We start from the raw sequence: 24,133 nt of genomic DNA, 5'->3' as shown, positions 1-24,133 counted from the left end.
CTTATTAAAAATAAAGTAAATCGTGATATTATTCTGTCTATCAAAAGGAGTAAGTTTCTATTCATCATCACAAACAAATAATCATATATTTACGGCATGCTTTTAAACCCATCGTTTTTAAAACTAAATAAAACGCCATTACTCATGGTGTTGTTATGCCTAGTTTTTTATTGGGTTTTCGCTTACAATTTAGTTAGAACGGATTATATAAAACTCCTATCGCTTTACATCGCTCTATTTGTTTTGTTCTATAAACTCGTACAGCGTTTCAAAAATAACAGCTCATTTTTAACTTATTTAGCTTTTGGGTTTCGCGCTATTTTTATTTTAGCCATCCCTAATCTATCTCAAGATTTTTATCGATTTATTTGGGACGGCCGTATGATTTTAGAAGGTTTCAATCCGTATTTACATACCGTAGAATCGTTTATAAGTCAAGGCCAATTTCCAGTAGCTCAAGCGCAAGAATTACGAGCAGGTATGGGGTTTTTAAATGCATCACATTACACTAATTATCCACCTATTAATCAATTGTGTTTTGTTATTGCTGGTTTATTTGCAGGTAAAAGTATCTTAGGATCGGTTATGGTTATGCGAATCATAATTATAGCTGCAGATTTCGGAACACTCTATTTTGGAAAACGACTACTGCAACAACTTAAAATCCCAGTTTACCACATTTTTTGGTATATTTTAAATCCGTTTATTATTATTGAACTTACAGGTAATCTTCATTTTGAAGGTATTATGATTTTCTTTCTTATTTGGAGCATGTACTTGCTATATTCTGGAAAATGGTCATGGGCAGCAGTTGTTCTGGCCTTATCAATTTCAGTAAAATTGATTCCATTAATTTTTCTGCCCTTGTTTTTTCAATGGTTTACAAAACAGGATGCTTCAATTTCATATTTCAATCGCATTTCAAAATTATTAGGATTCTACAGCATTGTTGGAATTACTACTCTATTACTATTTGCTCCTTTTTATTCCTCTCAGTTTATAGACAACTACACCAAAACTGTTGCCCTTTGGTTCCAAAATTTTGAGTTTAATGCGAGTTTATATTATATCGCCAAAGCCATTGGCTACACTTTTAGGGGTTACAACGAAATTGCTATTATTGGAAAAGCAACAGCGCTAATTGTGCTGTTATTTGCATTAGCAGTTACTTTTATTCGAAAAAATAAATCTTTTATTGCACTCATTACAGCCATGTTATTGGTGCTTTCTTTTTACTACTTTACTGCAACAACAATTCACCCTTGGTATTTGGCAACACTTTTAATTTTGTCTGTTTTTACAAAATACAAATTCCCATTAGTTTGGAGTTTTGTAATTATACTAAGTTATTTAGCTTATGTGAATCTAAATTCAGCTGATAAGTCTGAAAACTTATTCGTCATTGCTTTAGAATATACCGTTGTTTACGGTGTGTTTATTTGGGAAGTGTTTATAAAAAAGGCCCCCAGAAATTTGGAAGCCTAATATTGATCTAAAACTGTAATCTATCTTTAAAAATTAAAGTTTTTCTAGCTTAGTGATGGTGTTAATTTCATCTTCATCATCCATATTATCTTCATCTTTTGAAAGTTTTAAATCTCTATTAAAAGTGATTTTGAACTTAGCGCCTACTAAAGAATTATCGTTTAAATTAAAGGCGCTCAATACATCTTCTTCAACTTGTTGAAAAGTTAACATATGCTCTTCGCCATCTTTACCTGTAGCTATAAAATTATAACCATAATCTTCTTTACCATCAAAAGTAGCATAAACAACCAAACCTTCTTGAGCAACCACCGTTTCAGAAGTATTAGCAACCATTGCAGAATTAAAACTAGATAGTGAGAATAAAGCCAATATTAATCCACTAATTAACATTATTTTTTTTGCGTTCATTTTTAAAAAATTAAAATTTTATAAATATTATTATTCGGTAATTACTAAACACCAAGCCCGAATTGCTTTGAGATGACTTCAACCTGAAACCACCTGGTAATCATTGCATTAAATATACGTTTTATTCCTTTTGTTCAGATTAAATTATGTAAAAATTTTTGCTATAAATAAATCAATAACTTCAATAACAATCAGGATAATAATAATCCATTCTAGTCGACTACTTTCTTTATGATCCATAATATCTTTAAAGAGTTCTAGGTTTTCTTTAATAATTTCAATGCGATCATGTATTAATCGGTACCTATCTTTTAAATCGAAAGAACGTTTTAAATCTTGGTTTAGTCTATTTAGCTGTTCGTTTTCCCAAGTAATTTCAGGAGAATCGAAAATATATAAGTTCTCTGAAATTTTATTTTTAATGTTCAACACCCTACCAATAAAACGTTTTAATTTATTTCCAGTGATATCTAGCTTGCCTTTTTCTTCAAGGTAAGCAGTGTGTGTATTGGTTTCATTAAGCAACTCTTCAGTAATCTCAGAATACCTATCTAAAGCAACAGATTGGGATGTGTTTAACATAACCAAACGAATCATTTCTTCGTTTAGACTAGGCAAAACAATTTTATCAAACTCTACTTTAATGGTGTTTGGTTTAACAATAACCTCAATAGATTCGGATAATTTATCAAAAAAGTAATGTGTGCAAAAAGGCTTAATTTCTTGCAAAATTTGGTCAATGGCGTTTTTTTCAACATTAAAAAAACTTACCATTCCGTACTGAAAAAGATATACAAAAGCATCATCTGATACTTTGTAATACAACTCATCACTATCTTGAAAGCGTAATTGCCATGTTAAATGCGTTTTACTTTCTTTTATATTGATGGCACTTGCTACTTGATAAGCAACAGTTACGTACATTATGAATTAAAAATGTCTTTTGGAGTTTTAAAACTTTTAAATTCCAACATATACTCGTTAGGATCTTTGACAAAAAAGGATTGGTGTTCACCAGTTTTATCTTTTAAGAATACCGATTCAGTTACTAAATCTAGATTTTGCTCTTTGAGTTTTTTATAAACTGAATTCCATGTTTCTGAATCTAAAATGACTCCAAAATGGAATGACGGCAGTATTTTACCTTCAAACACGTAATTAGGATTACTAAAATTAAATTTCCCTGATTTAATGAAAGTCATTTGATGTCCATACAAATTTACATCAACCCAATTCTGGGTTTTTCTCCCCAGAGAAGCACCAATATTGGTGTAAAAACTGCTAGTCTCTCTTACACTCTGGCAAGGTAAAGACATGTGGAAAGCTGTTTGCATATTGCATAAATTAAAGAGGTTTTAAACTTTCTACTCTATAGATAGGATTCTCGTCGTCACCATCTTCAATGAAGGTGATTCTAAACTCCGTTTCTCTTAGGCTTTTGTCATTTTTTAAATCAAATTGTTTTAATACGCGAGGATGTACTTCCTCAAAAGAGAGTTCCTCTCCATTTTCAAACCAAAACTTGTAAAGACCGTTTTTGTAAGACTTAAAAACAGCTGTTCTCATAGTACTTTATTTTTATTTTATTCTTCATTATCATCATCCATCAACTCAGGGTCTGGGTCTTGTACAGCTTCAGGATCGTTGTTATCAAAATCGTCGTAATCATCTTCATCATAATTCTCCATTGTTACAGATAGTTTTGAACTTACTTTTACCAAGTATTTGGTATCTTCAGTAGTTACTTCTACAGCTTCAATAATTTCATTATGTTGGTTTCTAAACGAAATAATATGGTCATCGTCATATCCATCTGGGTATTTTTCAACTAATAACGCCAAAATTTCAGGGGTTAATTTTTTGAAATCGACAATGACTCTTTTTAAATTATCGCTTTTGTTTTTCATTTTTTCGGTAATATTTCTTACTGACAAGTTAAATATACTATTTTATGATTATTTTTTTCGAATAACATCGTAAAAATCTTTTCTTCTATCTTTTAAATTTTTTACTGCGCCAAATGTGTGCAATTCTCTTAGCAAACTAATATCAACATCTGCCACTAAAATCATTTCGGTATTTGGAGTGGCTTCGGCCTTTATGCCATTACTAGGAAATGAAAAATCGCAAGGCGTAAATACGGCAGATTGGGCATATTGTATATCCATATTGTTTACATTAGGCAAATTACCAACGCTGCCCGCTATAGCCACATAACATTCGTTTTCAATAGCTCTTGCCTGAGCGCATAATCTCACTCTTGAATATCCGTTTTGAGTATCTGTTAAAAACGGCACAAATAGAATGTCCATTCCTTCATCCGCTAATAATCTTGATAATTCTGGAAATTCTGAATCGTAACAAATTAGAATGCCTATTTTACCACAATCGGTTTCATAGGTTTGCAAATTATTTCCTTTTTGCATCCCCCAAACTTTGGCTTCATCTGGTGTTACATGTATTTTTTCATAACGCTCAAAACTCCCATCCCGTCTACATAAATATCCAACATTATATAATTTATCATTAACCACCTCTGGCATACTACCAGATATAATATTAATATTATACGAAATGGCTAATTGTTTTAATTTGTTAATTATGGTCTCCGTAAATTCGGCTAATTTTCGAATGGCTTCAGGCTCATGCAAATGGTTAAACTCCGCCATAAGTGGCGCGTTAAAAAACTCCGGAAACACTGCAAAATCTGATCTGTATGCTGCTAAACTATCTATAAAATACTCAGATTGTTGCATTAAATCATCCAAACTATTATAGCTACGCATTTGCCATTGGATTAAACCCAAACGTACTATAGTTTTTACTGTGGCAGCTTTTTTAGTGGGTTTGGTATAATAAATATTATCCCATTCCATCAAAACTGCATATTCGTTTGATGCTGTATCGCCTTCTAAATAACCTTTTAATATTCTTACTGGATGGAAATCGTTTGAAATCTGGAAATTCAAAACAGGATCATGAATTTCTTTACGCTTTACCTTCTCAATATAATCTTTAGGCGAATACTCTTTATGCTTATGATAATTTGGCATTCTGCCACCAAAAATGATACTTTTTAAGTTTAGGTTTTCGCAAATTTCTTTACGATAATCGTACAACCGTCTTCCTAAACGCAAGCCTCTAAACTCTGGTTTGATAAAAACATCGATGCCATATAAGACATCGCCATCTGGATCGTGATTTTTGAAAGATTCACCTGCAATAATATCAGCATAGGTGTGGTTATCATCAATCTTATCATAATCAACAATCAGGGATAATGCACAACCAGCAATTTCACCGTCTATTTTAATAACTACCTGTCCTTCAGGAAAAATTGAAGTGAGTTGCTCAATATGTCCTTTCTTCCAATAAGAATCAAGTACACCTGCGTACGATTCTAGAGTTGCTTCCTTTAATTCTTGATAATCATCAAGAGTTAAATATTTAAGCTCGATATTGTCTATATTTTGTGTATCCATGGTTACTGACCTAAAAGGTATGCAAAAATTAAAGGCGCAACAATGGTTGCATCACTTTCTATAATGAATTTTGGTGTATTAATATCTAACTTACCCCATGTAATTTTCTCATTTGGAACAGCTCCAGAATAAGATCCATAACTTGTGGTAGAATCTGATATTTGACAAAAATAACTCCAAAATGGTGTATCTGTACGTTCCATATCTTGATATAACATAGGCACAACACAAATTGGGAAATCGCCCGCAATACCGCCACCAATTTGGAAGAAACCAATACCGTTTTTTGAATTATCTGTATACCAATCTGCTAAAAAGGTCATGTATTCTATGCCAGATTTCATGGTACTTGCTTTTAACTCGCCTTTTAATACATAGCTTGCAAAAATATTCCCCATCGTACTATCTTCCCAACCCGGGCAAACAATAGGTAAATTCTTTTCTGCTGCTGCATACATCCATGAATCTTTTACATCAATTTCGTAGTATTGCTCTAAAACACCAGACATTAACATTTTGTACATATACTCATGAGGCAAGTAGCGTTCACCTTTAGCCTCGGCATCTTTCCAGATTTCATAAATATGTTGTTGTAAACGACGGAATGCTTCCTCTTCTGGAATACACGTATCGGTAACACGGTTAAGTCCTTTTTCCAACAAATCCCACTCTTCTTGAGGTGTTAAATCGCGATAATTAGGCACACGTTTGTAATGTGAATGTGCTACTAAATTCATGATATCTTCTTCAAGATTAGCTCCAGTACAAGAAATGATTTGTACTTTATCTTGACGAATCATTTCTGCAAAACTTTTGCCTAACTCTGCAGTACTCATGGCTCCTGCCAAAGACACTAGCATTTTAGCACCATTGTTTAACTGAGCCTCATATCCTTTTGCAGCATCAACTAATGCTGCAGCATTAAAATGTAGATAATGCTTTTCTATAAATTGAGAAATTGGTCCTTTAGTAGTTGTCATTTTCAGAAATTTTTACAGTGTTTTTAGTACTTTCGATTTTTTTATTATTGATTTTTGTAGTGCTTTGTTTATAACCTAATATGTTTAGCAAATCTTCGCTCTTTTGTTGTTCGCTAAATAATTTGGTAGTTAAATTACCTTCATCATCTCTATCAATTAGAATATGCTTAGGCGACGGAATTAAACAGTGTTGAAGCCCGCCATAGCCGCCAATAGTTTCTTGATACGCGCCTGTATTGAAAAATCCTATATATAATGGCTTATCCTTATTGTATTTTGGCATATAAATGGCATTCATATGCTGTTCGCTGTTATAATAATCGTCGCTATCGCAGGTTAAACCGCCTAATAAAATGCGTTCGTAACTATCTTGCCACCTATTTAATGGTAATAAAATAAAACGCTTATTTATTGCCCATGTGTCGGGTAAAGTTGTTATGAATGATGAATTAATCATATTCCACTTCTCTCGGTCATTCTGTTGCTTTTGGTATAACACCTCGTAAATAGCGCCGCCACTTTCACCAACAGTAAAGCTTCCAAATTCTGTAAAAATATTTGGCACATCCACATCTTCTTCCTCGCAAGTTAATTTTATTTGATTAATGATTTCATCAATCATGTACTCGTAATCAAATTCAAAAGCTAACGAGTTTTTTATAGGAAAACCACCGCCAATATTTAAGCTATCTAAGGTTGGGCAGATTTTTTTAAGACTCGTATAGACCTTTAAACATTTAAGCAATTCATTCCAGTAATAAGCATTATCACGAATTCCTGTATTAATAAAAAAGTGTAACATTTTAAGGTTAACTTTCTTATTATTAGCAATCTGGTTTTTATAAAAAGGTAATATATTTTTATACCCAATTCCTAAGCGCGAGGTATAGAATTCAAATTTTGGCTCTTCCTCTGATGCTATTCTAATTCCCACATTAAATTTGCCTTTTATTTCTTGCGAAAGCAAATCTATTTCTTCGTAATTATCAATAATAGGAATAGCATTTTTATGCCCATCATTAATCAATCTAGCAATATTTGTAATGTATTGTGCACGCTTAAAACCGTTACTGATAACATAAGTATTATCATTTATTTTTCCTTCTGCTTTTAAATTTTCAACAATATCAATATCAAACGCCGATGAGGTTTCAATATGTATATCGTTTTTTAAAGCCTCATCTAATACGTGCTTAAAATGACTACTTTTAGTGCAATAGCAATAGTTGTACTTTCCTTTATAGTTATGCTTTTCAATGGCATTTGCAAACCAGCTTTTTGCCCTATTAATATTGTTCGAGATTTGCGGTAAATAGGTAAACTTTAATGGTGCACCGTATTGTCTGGTAAGCGCCATCAAATCAATATTATGAAATTGCAATTCGCCTTTGGCTACTTGAAATTCTTCCTGTGGAAAATCGAAGGTTTGATTTATTAAATCAATATATTTTGTATTCAAATTGTATATTTAAAAAGTTAAAGATAGAGATAGGTGTATTAACTACTAGTTAAAATAATAAAAAAATAACAATATCAAATCTGAAACTCTCGGCAAGTTGTAGGCACAAAGGCGTATTTATGCTGTATAGCATATATGGGTGAAACGGAAGTTAGCTTTAAAATTCGGTCACTTAATCTGTAAGCTGCTTTTGAATATGACTTCCTAATTTTCAAAAGCCCGAACATAGAAACAGGTATCAATGTGTTCAGCTAATAGTGCAGCAAAAATAATTGTTTTTTTGATATACAATGTTTTTTTACCTTTTTTTTTACATTTTTTTTATTCGTTTTTTTATATTGATTATCAGGTAGTTATAGCGAATTTTTGTGTGCTATTTTGGTTGTGTTTAATTAAAGATATTTTCTGAACCGATAGAAAAAGAAAATCAGTATAACTACATGGGTATTTATTAATACCCTCTTGTAAGTCACACTGATTTTGATGTAAATTTTAAAGCTGAATTAAACTGTTAACTATAACATTTTTAAAGTATTCAACTCTTGCACTGTTAAATGTTTCCAGTGCCCTCGAGGAATATCTTTTTTGGTTAAGTGCCCAATGGCTACGCAGTCTAAACTTATAATATCATATTTAAAATATTCAAAAATAGTTCGGATAATAGTATTACCTGTATTTTTAATTTTTAGTCCTATCTCTTTTTTTGAAGCACCATCTATATAACTTATTTCTTCAACTTCAATAAGTTTACCTTCTACTTTAAATCCGTTTTGAATCTTTTTTAAATCTTCTAGTTTTAAATTTTTATCGAGTTCGATATGAAATAAACGCGCCACCCCGTGTTTAGAGTTCGTGAATTTCTTAACTACAGCATCGTCGTTTGTAAATAACAACAACCCCTTTGAGTTTCGTCCTAAACGACCAATAGGCTTTATTTTAGAAGATGTAGCGTTGGCAACTAAATCCATTACTGTTCTACCTTTACCTTCGCTAGTAGTTGTTGCAAATCCTTTAGGTTTATTAAGCAATACATAAGCTTTTTTTTCTGGGTTTATTCTGGCACCATCATAACGCACCTCATCTCCTGGTTTTACTTTATAGCCCATTTCTGTTATAATTTTTCCGTTTACAGAAACTAAACCTGTAGCAATATGCACATCTGCTTCACGACGTGAACACATACCCGAGTTGGCTACATATTTATTTAGCCTTATTTCATCAGGATTACTCGCCTTTTTAGGTGATGATGGTCCTTTTTTAATGGGTGCATTTCCGCGAGCATAACTTGTAAAACGTTTGTTACCTCCTCCTCGTCCTGATGGCTTTCCTTTTCCTTTACTCCCTTGATGTCTGTTCATTACTTATAATTTTTTGCAAAGATATACTTAAAAATTATGAATCTTTATTTAAAGCTTATCGATTTGTTGCTATAACGTTAGCGATTGTAGTGGAAAGCCCACAGTGAGGCACGAACGAGGACTTGCAACGCAAAGCGCGACCTTTGTGGTAACCTGCCTGCCGGCAGGCAGGCGGCCAAAATTTAAATGCGGTTTAGTATAACACTTACATCGATTAAAAGAATGCTGAATACACCTGCAAGAATGATAAATTTTAGGATGTTGTGAAGTATTAAATACTGTATTTTGGTTTTAGACCTCCAAAGTAAAAACAAAAATATAATGAGCAGAAATATACTTAAGTAGAAGAAAAAATACATGTAACCTACCTGAAATTTAAAAAGTAACAAGTAAGCTGGCACCAGTGTTAATAGCGCTAAAATGGTTAGCATGACTTTGGATGTTTTTTCTCCATACGCTACTGGAATGGTTATATAGTTTTGTGCAATATCGCCTTTTATATTTTCGAGGTCTTTGGTGAGTTCGCGCATTGAAATCATTAAAAACAAGAAAATAGCATGGACAAAAATGACGGTTTCGAAATTTTTGTAATACATAAAAATAGCAAAGAACGGTGTAATAGTAAGAATAGCAGAAGTGAGATTACCAATAAACGGCAGTCGCTTGAGTTTATGCGAGTACAACCAAATACCAAAAATGTATAAGGAAAAGAATATTACTGCTTTGAAAGACACATAACTGGCCATTACTGCGGCTATAAAATTGAGAACGAAATAAAATGAGAGTTTGGTGTTTTGACTCACCAACCTATCTAATCTTGATTTTACGGGGCGGTTTATTAAATCTTTCTCTGAATCATAAAAACTATTTATAATGTAACCTCCAGCAATAGTTGCCGCCGATGCTAAAACTAAGACTAGTAAATTAATATCGAAAACGACTTCTTTTAAAGGTTTATCGTGCGCCAGAATGTAAATAGATGTGAGGTATTGAGCGATAACTACAACTAAAATGTTATAACCGCGAACTACAGAAAACATACTAAAAAATTTAAGTAGAATATGTTTCTGTTTACGAGATAGCATAAGTCTTTTTTTAGACTCTTCGACTGCGCTTAGAGTAACAATTTGGAAAGTTTAGAAGTTATAAACCACTTCTAATTTATATTCTGATAGTGCTTTTTTGGCCTTCTGAATATCTTCTGTAAAGCCTAAGATATATCCGCCGCCGCCAGAGCCACATAGCTTTAAATAGTAATCGTTTGTATCAATTCCTTTTTTCCATAGCTCATGAAATTGCTGAGGAATCATAGGCTTGAAATGATTAAGTACAACTTTTGAAAGTTGTTTTGTGTTTCTGAACAACGATTTTATATTACCATTAAGAAAATCGTCAACACAGGCATCGGTATGTTTAATAAATTGATTTTTAAGCATGCTTCTGAAACCTTCTTGCTTCATGTTTTCCATAAACAAGCTAACCATTGGTGCAGTTTCTCCGATAATACCACTATCAATTAAAAAGACAGCGCCTTTACCTTCGCTTTGTTGCGCAGGAATACCTGTAGCTTCAATATTATCTTGTGAATTGATAAGAATTGGAATACTTAAATAACTATTTAAAGGGTCTAAACCTGAAGATTTTCCATGGAAAAAAGATTCCATTGCAGAAAAAATAGATTTTAGTTTTAACAGTTTTTCTCTGGTTAAATTTTCTAGAACGGTAATTTTATCGAAAGCATATTTATCATAAATAGCTGCAACTAAGGCACCACTGCTTCCTACACCGTAGCCTTGAGGAATTGAAGAATCGAAATACATTCCAGAATTAACATCTTCAATTAATCTATCGATATCAAAACGAACTATACTATCGTCTATACTTTGAATGTGGTTAGCGAATTGCTTTAGACTTTGATTAGATTTCAAAGCAGCTTCAGATGGATTTTCATCCTTTTTTAAAGCGCCATTATAGAAACTATAAGGGATGGATAAACCTTTGGAATCTTTGATAATTCCGTACTCTCCAAAGAGTAGAATTTTCGAGTAAAAAAGAGGTCCTTTCATAAATAGCTATTTTAGCTGGAGTGATTTGTTTAACAAATATAGTTTTTTTTAAAACAAAAAATAAATAATTCTTATAATTTACTAGCTCCCAAACCAATAACGTCGCAAATATACTGTCCATTTTGACAATATGCAACTAATTCATTCTGAATGAATTCTAATACTGAAGTAGCTTCAGACTCAGGATATAGTACATGTACATTTGCACCGGCATCTAGTGTAAAGCTAACTTTAGAGCCTATACGTTTTCTGTAACTCCATATTTTATTAATAATTTCTAGAGTATTTGGTTTCATTAAAATAAAATATGGCATACTCGTCATCATCATCGCATGCAGAGTTAAGGCTTCACTTTCAACGAGTGCAATAAAGGCATCTAAATCACCATCTTTTAAAATAGTTACCATGTTCGTTAGATTGGTATTAGCTTGTTTAAATCGCTGTTGCGCAAAAGGATGTCCGTGCATTAAATTATGACCTACAGTGCTGCTAACTTGTTTTTCTCCTTTATCTACTAATAAAATAGTGTCTTGATAATTTTTGAAATGACTGTGAACTTCATTTGGGTACTTAACACCAAATAAATCTGAACTTCCTGAAATCGCTTCATGTTTTCCCCATACCACCAAATCGCCTTCTAAACTTCTACACGCACTTCCTGAACCTAACCTCGCTAAGAACGATGCCTTTTGAATGAAATGTTCATTACTTAGAGCACTTTCTTCTGCGCTCATGGCCTCATCAGACTCAATTATTAACTTTTCAATACTCATTAGACACAATGCCAAAGCGCTCATTCCTGATGCCGAAGAAGCAATACCAGAACTATGAGGAAATGTGTTTGATGTTTCAATTTTGAAATGATAAGCTTTCAGAAAGGGTAAATATACTTCAACACGTTTAAAAAATGTTTCAATTTTAGGTTTGAAATCGTCTTTTTTTTCATCATCTAAAAACACTTCAAAAGAGTAACTATCATGATTCTCTTTCTTCGAAAAACCCACTGTAGTAATCGTTTTACAATTGTTAAGCGTAAAACTTATAGATGGATTTTCTGGTATTTGATGTTCCTTTTTGCCCCAATATTTAACTAAAGCAATATTACTAGGAGACGACCAAGTAAAACTTCCGTTTTCAACTGAATTTGAATATTTTTTTGGGATGAAGCTTTCTTCTATCATAAACTAATTATCAGCTGACAAAGATAATAAAAGACAACCATAGTGTAGTCATTCATGAAATGACTAAAAGCAAGTTGAATTAAACTGTTTTCTAACTTGGATCCCGCTTAAAAAAGCGGGATTAGTTCAACTATCGATTATTAGTGCGTCTGTTTCTCAAACTTCTAAAAATCGTGTTTCACTAACTTTACCATGGTTTTATAATTTCTTGCAGTAGCAGTAACTTTTAATTTCCGTTCGAAAAAATTATTGCTAAATTTTGATTTCCCGTAGCCGATAGCAGAATAAAAATAAATACACGTATCCTTGATATGAAATGTTTCATTGGAATATGATAAATTTGAGACTTCTTCGACTAATATCTTATCCGGCACTTCATACAACATCATAAAATAACTATTTGTTTTCTGATCTTCCGGGAATGGGCATGCATCAAAAATCGCTTTTAATTCTTTCGATTTTAATACCAGAACTGGCACTTCAAAACCAAAATGGGCTTTTATTGCATTATGCATTTGCAACGCTAATTTTGCTTTATTTGATTCTGATGACTGAAAAATTACGTTACCACTTTGAATGTAAGTTTGAACATTTGAAAGACCCATTTTAGCAAGTAACTCACGAAGCTCCACCATTGGAATTTTCTTTTGTCCGCTAACATTAATACCACGAAGTAGTGCAATAAACTTAGTCATTTTTCTTTCTGCGATTTTCGAGTTCTTGACGTCTTATTGGCATGGTATCAATTAAATCTAAAAACACACTAACATTCTCTATTTTATTGGATTTATATTTTTGAAATCCATCCAACCCAATTAAAACACAACTATAATCACGTATTGAATTATTAATTTGAAACTTTTTCGGTTTTTGTTTCCAATTATAAAACACACAGGTATTTGCTACACATTTATAAAGGACAATTTTCCTGTCTAAAAGTTTTTGCTGTTCAACTTTAAAAAGCTCATATTGTGAATCTGCTAACTCTCGAAAATTTTCTGCAGCATTAATAACAATAACGCGGTCCTTCCATTGATGAGGTTCCAAGTTTTGAGACCACATAACGTTTGAAAGTAACAAAATAGCTATGACATATTTCATATTTATTCTGAATTTAGAATAGACTTTGCTGCAATGTAAGCCCCAGTCCAAGCATTTTGAAAGTTAAAACCACCCGTAACCGCATCAATATTTAAAACTTCACCAGCAAAATAAAGATGTTTTACAATTCTGCTTTCAAAGGTTTTAAAATTGATTTCTTTAAGATTTACACCACCTGCAGTTACAAACTCTTCTTTAAATGTACTTTTTCCATCTACTTGAAATACCGCTTGTGTTAACTGGCTCGCTAACGTTTCTAATTGTAATTTATTTAAATCTGCCCAACGTGTTTCCATAGTCATATTTGAGGCTAACACCAATTTATGCCACAATCGTTTCGGAATATCGTACTGTGTCGATTTGAATACTGTTTTTTTAGCTAAATCTTGTTTCAGTGCTTTTAATGTATCTAAACAATCTTTAAAAGTCATTTTTATAAAATTGATTTCAATTTCAAATTTATAGTTTCTTTCAGCCAATTCTAACGCACCAAAAGCTGATAGTTTTAGAATTGATGGCGCACTTAATCCCCAATGCGTAATTAATAATGGTCCTTCACTCCATAAATTTGTTCCTAATACTTTTACTTCTACATTTTTAGCCACTACACCCGGAATATCATTGATGCGTTCATCTATAATATTGAATGTAAATAACGAAGGTACAGGTTGAGCAATGGAGTGCCCTAAACGCTCTAAAAGGTTCCAGATTTTAGGATTACTCCCTGTAGCAACTAAAATTTTTTCTGCTAAAAATTCACCTTGAGAAGTTTCAATTTTAAAAGCGTCTTTTGTTCTTTCAATGTTTTTTACAGCATGATTATATAACACTTCTACTCCATATTTATCGGCTTCGTTTAAAAAACAATCTATTATAGTTTGCGATGAATTAGAAACTGGAAACATTCTGCCATCATCTTCAATCTTTAATTCAACACCTCTGTTAGCGAACCACTCAATAGTATCTCCCGTCATAAATTGATGAAAAGGTCCCAATAATTCTTTTTCACCACGAGGATAATTCTGTATTAAATCTTGAGGAATAAATTCGGCATGTGTAACATTACAGCGTCCGCCACCAGAAACCTTAACCTTGGCTAATCCTTCTTTTCCGCGTTCTAATAATGTAACTTTTAAATTTGGTTTTTGTTCTGATATGTTTATTGCTGCAAAAAAGCCTGCTGCACCTCCGCCAATTATCACAACATCCTTTTGAATCATAATCTGTCGGGGTAATCAGAAATAATACCATCAACTCCATAAGATTTAATTCGTGCGATGGGATTTAAGTTATTTACGGTATATGCATAAACCTTGAAGTTTTGTTTTAAATCTTCAACAATCTCTGCAGTTAACATCGTATAATCTATATGTATTGATTTCGCATTTATGGTTTTAGCAAAAGTAACTGCTCTATTTACATTAATATCTGTTAGTACTCCTAATGGAATTTTATCATTAATCTTAAATACGGTTTCTAACAAATCTTCGTGAAAACTTGAGATGACAATGTTTTGATAATCCCATCCTTTTTTATCTACAAAAAACGCCACTATTCTGGCTGCTTCTTTTGCCGTATCGAGTCCTTTGAGTTCAATATTTAAGAGGCATTTGTTATTTATTAAAGTTAAAGCTTGAGATAAAGTTGGAATTTCAAAATTCCCTCTTGTTTTAAATTTTTTAAGCTCTTTATAAGTTAATTTAGACACTTCTCCACTACCATTAGTCATTCTATCGACTGTAAAATCATGAAAAACGACTAACTCGCCCGAAGCACATCTGTGTACATCTATTTCAATACCATCAACACCTAACTTCAAAGCCTTTTCAATAGAAGCCAATGTGTTTTCTGCTGCGTGCCCTTTAGCACCTCTATGTCCTATTTTTAACATGTCTTTTATTTTTTTATGGGACGTATTAAACCCTCTTGAGCAACGGTTGCAACCAACTCACCGTTTCGTGTAAAAATATTGCCTCGAGCAAAACCTCTTCCCCCCGAAGCACTGGGTGACTCCGTGGCATACAATAACCAATCGGAAAAATCAAAATCTCTAAAATACCACATGGAGTGATCCAAACTTGCGGTTTGTGTATTACCCCAATGTGCTTTACTTGCGTGTGGGTTTAGAGTAGATGTCAATATATTATAATCTGAAATATACGTTAAAATTTGTTGTTTTGTATTTAAATCTAAACCATTTATATCACCTTTAAGTTTAAACCAAACATGGTGTTTTGGTGGCAAATTTTTCGGGTCTAAAGGGTTTGCAAAAGCCGTAGGTTTAAATTCAATTGGACGCTTAATTTCTAAAAACGACTTTAAACCTTTTGGTAAAGCATCTCCAAACTCTTCCCGCATCTCAGTCCAACTTAACAACTCTTCAGGTTGTTTTATATCAGAATTCATTGTTACTTGATGATTATAACCTTCCTCTTTTTTATGAAATGAAGCCGATAAAATAAAAATTGTTGAATCCTTTTGATGCGCTGTTACTCGTCTTACTGAAAAGCTCCCTCCATCTCTAACCAAACTCACATTATAAGTTATTGGCAACTCTAAATTGCCTGCTTCTAAAAAATAAGCATGCATTGAATGTAATACTCTTTTGTTAGTAATGGTCCTACTCGCCGCATTTATTGCTTGAGCTAAAACCTGACCGCCAAACACAATTGGGCTTCCAATGGCTTTACTTTCACCATTGAATTCGGTGTCACTTATTTTATCTAAAACCAGTAGATTTAACAAATCATCAACTGTTGTCATATTTTACTTTTCAATTTCAGGATAAAACTATTAAATATATTAGGGTTTTCATGCATCTTTTATAAATAGTTTATGATTTTAGCCTATAATTTAAAACTTCTAAATTGTAATTTTGAAATAAATTAAAGAAAGCTATGTATTATTTTCGAAATTTAATCATTATAACTGTTCTGTTCACCGCTTGCCACACTGGTAAACTTGATGTTATTGCCGATTTACCAAATAGCTTAGAAGAAGCTTCGGCTGTGGAAAAGGTTTCTGGGTCAAATTTGCTCTGGACGATAGAAGATGCTGGAAATAAAAACAATATTTACGGATTCAACACAAAAGGAAAACTGATAAAAGATATTGACATTAGTAATTCAAGTAATATTGATTGGGAAGATTTAACTTCTGATAATGAAGGTAATTTGTATATAGGAGATTTTGGCAATAACAGTAAAAATCGTGATGATTTTACCATTTATAAAGTTTCTGATCTTAAAAATGACAAAACAACTGCCGAACGTATTAATTTCACCTTACCAAAAAAGGTTAATTCGGAAGACTTTGAAGCATTTTTTCTCTACAATAATTTCTTCTACATTTTTAGTAAAGAAAACAAATCTAGCATATTACTAAAAGTGCCCAATAAGATTGGAAAACATACCGCTATTTTAGTTGAAAACTTTAATTTAGATGGAAAACATCATAAAATAACCTCGGCGGATATTAGCGATAATGGTGAAATTATTGTGCTTTTAAATCATGATAAACTCTGGAAAATATCAAATTTTAAAGGCGATAATTTCTTTGATGGTAACATAGACGAACAAAAGTTTGACCACGATTCTCAAAAAGAAGGCATTTGCTTTAAAAACAATACTACCGTTTATATTACCGACGAAAAAGACAAAAGCGAAGGTGGTAATTTGTATACTTTCAAATTGAATTAAAAGTTAAGTCCGAAACCGAACGAAAATCTTAATCCTTCTTTACTATTGAAAAAGTTAAAGGTTCCTGATAAACTTTCGGCTGCTGTAATCCAGAAACCGCCCCCGTAATCGTTATGCCAAAGTTTTGATGTATCGTTAGCAACCCATACTCTTCCCACATCGCCACCGGCAAAAATTCCTATTTGCAAAGGCAACGTATTTGTTTTGAATGACGGAAAGCTATAGCGCAAATCAGCACTACTAACAAAGGCATTTTTTCCTGTAAATCGCTCGGTTCTATATCCTCTCAAACCGTTTTTACCACCAATATTTGCAGCCTGATAAAATAGTAACTCATCGCCTATACGAATTTGTGTTCTTACATCTGTTTTTAAAACTAGCTTTTTATTTTTTGTCAAAGCGTTGTAAAAACCAAGATTGGAGTTTATATATCCGTAGGTGTTTTTAGTTTCTTCAAATTCTGTTTTCCCTCCAATTTGTAACATAAATGTCATACCACGTTTTGGGTTAATTTTATCATCAAAGCTTTTATAATTAAACTGCGCTTCTAAACCACCAAAATAGCGACGTTTGAAATATTCAGTCTCAGAAGCAGGAACATGATTATCGGTAATAAATCTATCTGGAGTATTTTCAATTTCAATACCTTCAAGAATGGTTCTAAACCCATAATCGCTACCAAAATTTCCTTTTTTAATTATGCCTGCTCTCACCGCATAAATACTTGTTTTTACACGATTGTAATCCAGATCTAAATCGTCATCGTTATTAACGGTTTCATTTCCGTATCCGAAAAAGTTATTTGTAAAATTCTCAGTAGTAAATTGCCCACCTAAATGCAAATTCCAATCGTTCATTATGTTAGCTATTTCACTATCATATTGTAATGAAAATCCGGAAGTTGCAAAATAGTAACCACCTTTAAATCTGTGTTGAACCGAAAATGGATTTCTTTGAAAACCTTTGGTGGTTTTAGAGAATGACACTCCCAATAAAAAACCATCGTCTGGATTAAACCCTATTGCTGGCGTAATCACACTCGACTTTGTTATATTCTTATTAAAATCAAACAAATTAAGCTTATAAACATCGGTTAATCGAATCTGCGCACCTTTGTTTTCTTTAATTGTATTTGTCTTACTCTCATGATCATACACCTTAATTTTAGTTCCATTTTTTATAATATAAGTATCGGTTTCCTGCCCACCAATGAGCCTTATAAAAATAGGATTACTTGCTTTTCCTGTAACTTCAAAAATATCTTTATCATCTAAACCATAAATCCACATTTCCTTTGTAATGTCCTTATTGAAGGTTTTATCGACAATAACTTCACCTTTTTCACCATCAATAATTCTTGATATTTTAATATTGGTTTCTTTATCACCTGTTCGTGTAATTTCAATATAATCATCTTTATCGGTTCCAGTTAAAACAACCAATTCATTTAAATAATTATAATAACGCAAAGCAATATCTTGCAAGTTACCTCTCCGTCCTTTTAGTTTTTCTTTAATATCAATGAGGGTTTTATCTTGAACTTCTATTGGTACTTTCGAGAATGCTTTTTCTATGACCTCATCGGTTACATTTTCTTGAAGAAATTTGGCGTGCTTTAACCAAGTTTCCTTATCAGCTTGTTGCACCAATACGCGATCTAGTTTTATACCTGCGGCATTCATCCATTCTATATCTTCCAACTTTTCATCATAAACTTGAAGTTGTTTTGTAGAGCCTGAAATAATTTTCATAACATCGAGTAAAGCACCGTCAAAATTTGAAAATACTTGGTCTCTATCTCTAGGAATAGGTCTATAATATTTATCGCCATTCTCCATGTTAAATTGCGCCCATCGCCACTGGTCTTGGTGTCTGTCCCAATCGCCAATAAGCATATCAAAAAGTCTTGCTCTTACAAAAGCATTTTCGTCAATTTTATGTTTTTCATCTTCTCTAATTTTCTCGATAATGTCGTGTGTACTTTCAATATCATCGGCATACCCAAAGTTTCTATCATCGGTATAATTTTCTTCAGGTCGTTCTTCAATTAAATATAATTCACCTCCATACTCTTCATTATATTCCCCTAAGTGTTTATGTTTCGGAATAAAATATAATTTAGGATTGGTATGATAAATTTTTGCAGCATCTGATAAATCTGGAACCACAGCAAACGCATATGGGTGTGCAGCCGTATAAAAATCTAGAATCAATTCTTCTATGGCTGTTTTTTCAAATTCATTTTGTACATAAGTATCTTTAAACAATACCGTTTGCAAATATTGTGTCGCACTCTTTTTTAGAGCACGCATATTTAATTCTCTACCATCTTTAGTCTTTAAACGTAACGATCTGGTTTGGTGACCTCCGCCTTTTCTAACTACTTCCAAGCCTCCGTAAAGTGTATCTAGCGTCGCTACTTTTGCCTTTATTTTTGTCCCATAAATATCGCGATAATGGCTACCCCAAACCGATTCAAAAAATCCAGAGACATCGGTTTCGTCCTTTGAATAGATGGATACTTCCACCTCCTGTGGAAATGATTCAGGTAAATGTGATAAATCGTATGTTCTTCTCGGTGGAAATACTTCTTTAGTAAACGCTAATTTTGGGTGTTCATTTTCGGCAACATAGTACCGTACCCAATTACTTCCATCTTTGAAAATAGTGAGTTCAGCAAACCCTTGTTTTCCAGTAGAAAATAATCCGCTAGTACCAAGTTCCGCAAAAGATTCTTTAGCTCCAGAACCCGATACAATTTGTTTTAATCCTCTTTGCTCAATATACTGAAGCGTATGTTCATGACCAGATACGAAAACTACATTTTCGGCATTTAAAGTCATCGTTTCTAAACGACTCATTAACTCATGGTAACGCTCGTTATAACGGTCTTGAATAGAAACGCCTCCTTGCGTTCTTAACTGAGTAATAAAAGATGCTATACCAGGAAGCGGAATTTTTTGTTGAAAAGGATAAAGATGTTTTTTTAGTGCATATTTACCTCCATGAGAACCATTTGTAAACATAGGATGATGCATTGCAAATACAGTTGTTTTATTCTGAGCTTTTTTTAATTCACCTTCAATTTCTAGAAAAAACCGTTCTCTAGTTTTTATTTCGCATTCGTCATTAATTGTGGGGTGCAAATTCCAATTTTCTAAATACCACTGAGTGTCAATAATAATTAATTGGATGGTTTCACTAACATCAATACTTTCTAACGGACAACCATTTTCAGGCTGAAAGGTATTTTTACCAACTAAATCTTCAATATATTTTTCTTCGCGTTTTAGTCCTTTTAGTCCGTTCGCGTACCAATCATGATTTCCAGGAATAAATACGGTTTTACCTTTAAACCCAGCTATCGCTTTTGCTTGCGCATTCAATGCATTTTCTGCACTGGCTCTTTTTTTAGAATTTTTAGATGGCAAACCATCAGGATAAATATTATCACCAAGAAAAATAGTATAATCGCCTTTGGTTTTTTTACCTTCAAGGTGCTTATTAAAAGCTGCTAAGGCATGAGACATGCCATCTTGGGGAGATAAACCTGCGTCTCCAACCAAATAAAACCGCTTATCAATTTCTTTATCGGGAAACTGAACTTCGTTATGTTTTTCATCGGCATATTGTGGCGCATAAGTTGCACATGCTGTAAATAGAAAAGTAATTGTAGAAATTAGCGCAATTCTTATAAACTTCATAGATCTTTTTTTGTGTTCAATTCTTAAACAAACACTTTTTTAAAACTATTGGATAAATTAATGATTAAAATATAAGTAAGCAAATTAATATTAGTTCCATGATAAAGCACTACGCTCCTGCCAGTAATTGTCTGGCGATACAACCATCGATTCTAAGATACTCAATTCAGGGTTAGTTAAATGAAACGACTTTGCTTTTAAGTTTTCTTGTAATTGATTGAGGTTTGATGCACCACTGAGTACGAAAGTTGGTTGAAGATTATCCATTACAAATCGTAACGCAATAGCATCGGCACCTACTCCATATTTTTTAGAAAGTTGATCTAAAATTCTGTAAGTTTCAGAATAATGCTGAAATTTTTCATTTTGAAAAATGCGCCCATTGGCTAAAGCTTCCTTAATAATAACCGATCTACCAGTATTCAAAATGGTCTTTAAAATTGAAAAAGTAGATTGCTCAAAAATATTATAGGTAACTTGAAAACTATCGAATAAAGGCCCATTTTCAATCTGAATTTTTAAAGCTGCTTCAATAATATCTTTTTGATTTGCACCACTTGTTGTAATACCAATTTTTAAACCTGTTTGTTTTTTAATGAAATGTAATTGATTTAAAACTTCTTCATTTTCCAAAATACCGCTATCAAAAGTTGCAGAATGCACTTGGTAATATTTTAAATTTGGCAATAGCTTTTTTGAAACCTCCCATTGCTCTAGCAGTTTGTTTAAAGAATGTTCTTTTATTTCGTGTTTACCTTCATACCCTAGTTCCCAGTTCGCCACATAAGTATAACCCCATTTTGTTCCTAAAATAACATCTTGATGCTTTCTTGTATCTATCCACTCTTGTAAAAACGCCTCTCCTTTTCCGTATGAAGGTGCCGTATCAAAATAACGAACGTCTAATTGGTAAGCTTCATCTAATACTGAAAAGGTGTTTTGCTTGAAAGCTTTTTCAGATTTATCAATAGATTCGTCCTCCCTAATATTAATGTATTCTGGTCTACCTAATGCGGCCAACCCTAATCCCAATTTTGTTATATTCTTTCCCATAAATCTATTGCTTTTGATGATTGGATTAAATGAATTTTGCTATTATTCTGAATAATTAACCAATCGCGACTCTTGTATATGTTTTAATTTGTTTTGATCTGCAAAATCGGAAAACTTATTAAGTAATAATTCTAACTTCGGATTGATAAACCTTTCGCAAAACGGTTTTTTAGGATTGCTATAATAATAATTTTGAATTTGTTTTCGAGAAGCTTTAAACTCATTAAATGGCAAGATTTGAGTAATTAATTGATGTTGAAATTGAAACTGAAATAATTCCAATTCAGATTGTACTTTTTTATTTTGCACTTCTGAAAAGGTATAAATAGCAGACCTGTATTTGCTTCTCATGGAGTGATTTGACGTGCTTTTATGTGTATGCAAATGAATTTCAATAAGGGTTTTAAGCGCTATTTTAGAATCTTCAAAATGCACAATAACAGCTTCTGAAAAACTGTTATTATTTTTAGTTGAAGCTACAAATCCTTGTTCGACCTTTAAAACTCCCTTTAGTGATTGAAACACTGCTTCTGTACACCAATGACAACCACCACCAAACGCTATTTTTTGAGCATAATTCATCTTAAGAACTACAAGATAGCATGGAACAACCAATTTTATGACGCGCCCATTCAGGACGTTTAGCAAACCAGTTTTCAAATTCTGGTTGCTCATCATAAGGTTTTTTTAGTATTTGAAATAGTTCATCTATTAAGCCATAATCAGCTTTATCAGCTGAATCAATAGCCAATTGTGCCATATAATTTCGTAACACATATTTTGGATTAACTTCATTCATTTCTTTCTGTCTTTCATTATTTGAAAGTGATTCTAGCCGCAATCTATCGGCATACCGATTAAACCAATCGTCCCAACGCGTTTCAATGTTTCCAACAATTTCATCGGGTTTGTAAAAAGCATCCCTAATTATTTTTATGCCCTCTGAAGGATTTTCCTTTTTAAAACTACTTAAATTTCTAAAGAAAATGGTCATATCCGTTTCCGTTAAGTGCAAAATATCTTCAAGGTCTTGAATCATTTTTTGATCATTCTCATGCTCATTTTGCAATCCTAGTTTAGAACGCATCATGCTAAGTAAACCCGATTCAAAATCGATTTTATATTGATTAAGAATGGCCTCTAAGGGTTCAGCTTCATCAATTAATGGATAAAGTGCATTTGCTAATTGCAATAAGTTCCATAAACCAATATTGGGTTGATTGCCATAACGGTAGCGCTTGTGCTGCCTATCAGTAGTATTTGGTGTCCAGCCATAATCGTAGCCTTCTAACCAACCATAAGGTCCGTAATCTATAGTTAAACCTAAGATTGACATATTATCTGTGTTCATAACCCCATGAACAAAACCAACCCGTTGCCAATGAATTATCATTTTTAAAGTACGTTCTGAGACTTCCTTGAAAAACTGAATATAAGTACCTTTTGAAGGTTTACCTAAATGCGAAAAATGCTGTTTTATGGTATAATCAACTAATGTCTTAAGCGTTGCTTCATCCTGTCTCGACGCAAATATTTCATAACTTCCAAAACGCAAAAAAGATTCAGCTGCCCTACATACAATGGCACCTTTTTCGTAGGCTGGATTGCCATCGTACATGATATCTCTCATAACATTATCCCCTGAAAGCGCTAAAGACAAAGCTCTGGTAGTTGGCACTCCCAAATGAAACATAGCTTCGCTACACAAATACTCTCTAATCGATGAACGTAATACCGCTAAACCATCAGCGGTTCTTGAATATGGCGTTTCGCCAGCACCTTTTAATTGTAACTGCCAGTTCTTAGAGTCATGTTCAACTTCACATAAATTTATGGCGCGACCATCACCTAATTGTCCTGCCCAATTTCCAAATTGATGTCCGCCATAGCACATGGCATAAGGTTTCGTGTTTTGTAAAACTTTATTGCCTGTAAAAATGTTTAAGAAGTCTGTGCTTTTAGCATCTTTTTCTGATATCCCCAAATTTTTCAACATTTCTGGAGACACGTGCATCAATTGCGGTTTTGAAGTCTGTTTTGGATTTACATATGAAAAACAGGCATTTGCAACCTGCCTTCTTGAGTTTTCCAGAACAGGATCTGCAGGTAAAATTTTATTGAATTTATCTTTTATGTTTAATTTCATTGTAGTGTT

23 protein-coding genes are annotated in these 24,133 nt (G+C 32.9%); 2 read left to right on the top strand and 21 right to left on the bottom strand.

The window, feature by feature from the left end:
* Positions 1 to 96 precede the first annotated feature (96 nt).
* Positions 97 to 1,485: an MptA/MptB family glycosyltransferase gene (locus O5O44_RS03700; RefSeq protein WP_289195786.1), complete on the top strand. Its 1,389-nt coding sequence runs from the start codon at positions 97 to 99 to the stop codon at positions 1,483 to 1,485.
* Positions 1,486 to 1,518: 33 nt separating this feature from the next.
* Here the strand turns inward: O5O44_RS03700 and O5O44_RS03695 are convergent, their stop codons facing one another.
* The 17 genes from O5O44_RS03695 to O5O44_RS03615 form a co-directional block, all read right to left on the bottom strand.
* Positions 1,519 to 1,896 carry a hypothetical protein gene (locus O5O44_RS03695; protein ID WP_289195785.1) on the bottom strand — a complete coding sequence of 126 codons (378 nt, stop codon included), beginning with the start codon at positions 1,894 to 1,896 and terminating at the stop codon, positions 1,519 to 1,521.
* Between the two features lie 144 nt (positions 1,897 to 2,040).
* Positions 2,041 to 2,820, bottom strand: coding sequence for an RMD1 family protein (locus O5O44_RS03690; protein WP_289195784.1), 780 nt, complete (start codon positions 2,818 to 2,820; stop codon positions 2,041 to 2,043).
* Complete coding sequence (locus O5O44_RS03685; protein ID WP_289195783.1) at positions 2,820 to 3,230, bottom strand: VOC family protein; 411 nt, start codon at positions 3,228 to 3,230, stop codon at positions 2,820 to 2,822. The genes O5O44_RS03690 and O5O44_RS03685 overlap by 1 nt, the downstream gene beginning before the upstream one ends.
* Before the next feature lie 10 nt (positions 3,231 to 3,240).
* Positions 3,241 to 3,462 carry a hypothetical protein gene (locus O5O44_RS03680; protein WP_019386183.1) on the bottom strand — a complete coding sequence of 74 codons (222 nt, stop codon included), beginning with the start codon at positions 3,460 to 3,462 and terminating at the stop codon, positions 3,241 to 3,243.
* A gap of 17 nt (positions 3,463 to 3,479) precedes the next feature.
* A complete protein-coding gene (locus tag O5O44_RS03675) occupies positions 3,480 to 3,803 on the bottom strand; it encodes a hypothetical protein (protein ID WP_019386182.1) in 324 nt (107 codons plus the stop codon).
* A gap of 48 nt (positions 3,804 to 3,851) precedes the next feature.
* On the bottom strand, positions 3,852 to 5,378 hold the full coding sequence (locus tag O5O44_RS03670) for a GNAT family N-acetyltransferase (protein WP_019386181.1): 1,527 nt from the start codon (positions 5,376 to 5,378) through the stop codon (positions 3,852 to 3,854).
* Positions 5,379 to 5,380: 2 nt separating this feature from the next.
* The gene (locus O5O44_RS03665) at positions 5,381 to 6,358 is read right to left on the bottom strand and encodes a deoxyhypusine synthase family protein (protein ID WP_289195782.1); all 978 of its coding nucleotides are present in this window, start codon (positions 6,356 to 6,358) and stop codon (positions 5,381 to 5,383) included.
* Positions 6,345 to 7,817: an arginine decarboxylase gene (locus O5O44_RS03660; protein WP_289195781.1), complete on the bottom strand. Its 1,473-nt coding sequence runs from the start codon at positions 7,815 to 7,817 to the stop codon at positions 6,345 to 6,347. The genes O5O44_RS03665 and O5O44_RS03660 overlap by 14 nt, the downstream gene beginning before the upstream one ends.
* 515 nt (positions 7,818 to 8,332) lie before the next feature.
* A complete protein-coding gene (locus tag O5O44_RS03655; protein WP_289195780.1) occupies positions 8,333 to 9,175 on the bottom strand; it encodes a pseudouridine synthase in 843 nt (280 codons plus the stop codon).
* A gap of 182 nt (positions 9,176 to 9,357) precedes the next feature.
* Entirely contained in the window at positions 9,358 to 10,260 is a 903-nt protein-coding gene (locus O5O44_RS03650; protein WP_289195779.1) for a geranylgeranylglycerol-phosphate geranylgeranyltransferase, read from the bottom strand.
* 51 nt (positions 10,261 to 10,311) lie between these two features.
* On the bottom strand, positions 10,312 to 11,241 hold the full coding sequence (locus tag O5O44_RS03645; protein WP_289195778.1) for a mevalonate kinase family protein: 930 nt from the start codon (positions 11,239 to 11,241) through the stop codon (positions 10,312 to 10,314).
* A gap of 71 nt (positions 11,242 to 11,312) precedes the next feature.
* Complete coding sequence (locus O5O44_RS03640) at positions 11,313 to 12,422, bottom strand: diphosphomevalonate decarboxylase (protein ID WP_289195777.1); 1,110 nt, start codon at positions 12,420 to 12,422, stop codon at positions 11,313 to 11,315.
* Positions 12,423 to 12,586: 164 nt separating this feature from the next.
* Complete coding sequence (locus tag O5O44_RS03635) at positions 12,587 to 13,117, bottom strand: DUF1697 domain-containing protein (RefSeq protein WP_289195776.1); 531 nt, start codon at positions 13,115 to 13,117, stop codon at positions 12,587 to 12,589.
* Positions 13,110 to 13,523 (bottom strand): DUF4174 domain-containing protein, encoded by a 414-nt coding sequence (locus O5O44_RS03630; protein WP_289195775.1) that lies wholly within the window; start codon positions 13,521 to 13,523, stop codon positions 13,110 to 13,112. Before O5O44_RS03630 ends, O5O44_RS03635 begins: the two co-directional genes overlap by 8 nt.
* A gap of 2 nt (positions 13,524 to 13,525) precedes the next feature.
* Positions 13,526 to 14,743 carry a BaiN/RdsA family NAD(P)/FAD-dependent oxidoreductase gene (locus tag O5O44_RS03625; RefSeq protein WP_289195774.1) on the bottom strand — a complete coding sequence of 406 codons (1,218 nt, stop codon included), beginning with the start codon at positions 14,741 to 14,743 and terminating at the stop codon, positions 13,526 to 13,528.
* A complete protein-coding gene (locus tag O5O44_RS03620; protein ID WP_019386171.1) occupies positions 14,740 to 15,414 on the bottom strand; it encodes a glycerophosphodiester phosphodiesterase in 675 nt (224 codons plus the stop codon). The genes O5O44_RS03625 and O5O44_RS03620 overlap by 4 nt, the downstream gene beginning before the upstream one ends.
* 5 nt (positions 15,415 to 15,419) lie before the next feature.
* The gene (locus tag O5O44_RS03615; protein ID WP_289195773.1) at positions 15,420 to 16,286 is read right to left on the bottom strand and encodes an acyl-CoA thioesterase; all 867 of its coding nucleotides are present in this window, start codon (positions 16,284 to 16,286) and stop codon (positions 15,420 to 15,422) included.
* A 134-nt stretch (positions 16,287 to 16,420) separates the two neighbouring features.
* Between O5O44_RS03615 and O5O44_RS03610 the strand changes: the two genes are divergently transcribed.
* A complete protein-coding gene (locus tag O5O44_RS03610) occupies positions 16,421 to 17,221 on the top strand; it encodes a hypothetical protein (RefSeq protein WP_289195772.1) in 801 nt (266 codons plus the stop codon).
* On the opposite strand, the gene O5O44_RS03605 is transcribed toward O5O44_RS03610, so the two are convergent.
* From O5O44_RS03605 to O5O44_RS03590, 4 genes are all read right to left on the bottom strand, one after another.
* Entirely contained in the window at positions 17,218 to 20,925 is a 3,708-nt protein-coding gene (locus O5O44_RS03605) for a metallophosphoesterase (protein ID WP_289195771.1), read from the bottom strand. The two genes, O5O44_RS03610 and O5O44_RS03605, sit on opposite strands and share 4 nt — an antisense overlap.
* Before the next feature lie 90 nt (positions 20,926 to 21,015).
* Positions 21,016 to 21,978 (bottom strand): aldo/keto reductase, encoded by a 963-nt coding sequence (locus O5O44_RS03600; protein ID WP_289195770.1) that lies wholly within the window; start codon positions 21,976 to 21,978, stop codon positions 21,016 to 21,018.
* Between the two features lie 42 nt (positions 21,979 to 22,020).
* The gene (locus O5O44_RS03595) at positions 22,021 to 22,560 is read right to left on the bottom strand and encodes a peptide-methionine (S)-S-oxide reductase (protein WP_289195769.1); all 540 of its coding nucleotides are present in this window, start codon (positions 22,558 to 22,560) and stop codon (positions 22,021 to 22,023) included.
* Between the two features lies 1 nt (position 22,561).
* Positions 22,562 to 24,124 (bottom strand): protein adenylyltransferase SelO, encoded by a 1,563-nt coding sequence (locus tag O5O44_RS03590; RefSeq protein WP_289195768.1) that lies wholly within the window; start codon positions 24,122 to 24,124, stop codon positions 22,562 to 22,564.
* Between the last annotated feature and the right edge of the window lie 9 nt (positions 24,125 to 24,133).

The sequence above is a fragment of the Algibacter luteus genome, assembly GCF_030344935.1.
Taxonomy (GTDB): domain Bacteria; phylum Bacteroidota; class Bacteroidia; order Flavobacteriales; family Flavobacteriaceae; genus Arenitalea; species Arenitalea lutea.
The sequence above is the reverse complement of the archived record's forward strand: the minus strand, read 5'-3'. Positions and strand labels throughout refer to the sequence as shown.